This is a genomic window from Pseudoalteromonas sp. S3178 (assembly GCF_005886985.1).
Taxonomy (GTDB): domain Bacteria; phylum Pseudomonadota; class Gammaproteobacteria; order Enterobacterales; family Alteromonadaceae; genus Pseudoalteromonas; species Pseudoalteromonas carrageenovora.
The window spans coordinates 1-1,058 of sequence record NZ_PNCW01000101.1; the positions used below are offsets into that span (position 1 = coordinate 1).

Below are 1,058 nucleotides of genomic sequence, written 5' to 3' on the forward strand. Positions count from 1 at the left end.
TTTTAGATCAAGTGCGGTTACATATGCTTTTTTAGCAAGTTCGTGATCTGGTGCCACAATAAGCTTTAATTTAAAATCAAATAAATGTGCGTACTCTAGTTTGTCTGGTTCACGGATATCTGAGGTTAATACTAAATCTAGCTCATCACTTAATAAATCAGGAATAGCGTCGTAACTAAAGCCACGTTCGTAGTCTATTTTTATATCTGGCCAAAAATTATTAAACTCTTTAATCGTAGGCAGTAACCAATGAAAACATGCATGGCATTCTACGCTCAAACGCAGTTGTGAAATAGGTTGGTTAAGGCTTTCTTTTAATCTGCATTTTGTTGCTTCTACCTTTGGTAACACCTCGTTTGCGAGTTCCAGTAACAACATTCCCTGTGGCGTGAAGCGAACAGGTTGAGTTTTACGTTCAAATAACTGGCAATCTAATTTGTTTTCTAAGTCTTTTATTTGATGAGACAACGCCGATTGTGTCAAAAACAGCTCGCGTGCTGTATTAACCAAAGATCCAGTGTCTTTTAAGGTGGCAATGGTTTTTAAGTGTTTAATGTCTATCATCTTTAAAAATTCTCATGGTGAAAGTGAGTTCGGCTTAGATTAATTACATACTACGCTTTTATAAAAACCGTTTCAACGTCTAGATGGCTAAAATAGCCTTGTTTATTCTGATTTTCCTTCTTAATATTAAATTACTTAATGAAGACGTTCGTTTTACGGCTTGTTTGATGAGTTAACTATGAGCTTAGCTCATGTTTGGTTTAAATTTACATAATTAATCTGAACTATAAATAATAAATCTATATCAAGCAGCTAAATTACATGCTTATTAGGAACTGGCGGGGCTAAATGGATTGTTTTTTCAATGCGAAAGTGAATGTTTAAACCCGAGTTTGGGTAGTGAATACAATAATTTGTTTAGTAAAATACCTAACCAAATTAGAGGGGTATTTTAAAGAATGAATAAACGAAGGTATCTAAAATGCAAACGCTGATAGGCGCATAAGGCACTCTGCATTGCAATTACCTAATGCTTCATTTAATACCAATCCGCA

1 protein-coding gene is annotated in these 1,058 nt (G+C 34.5%); it reads right to left on the minus strand.

What is annotated here, in order from left to right; genetic code table 11:
• On the minus strand, positions 1-564 hold a 564-nt coding region (locus CWC11_RS19965; protein WP_138684093.1), incomplete at its 3' end, for a LysR family transcriptional regulator.
• Positions 565-1,058: the final 494 nt, after the last annotated feature.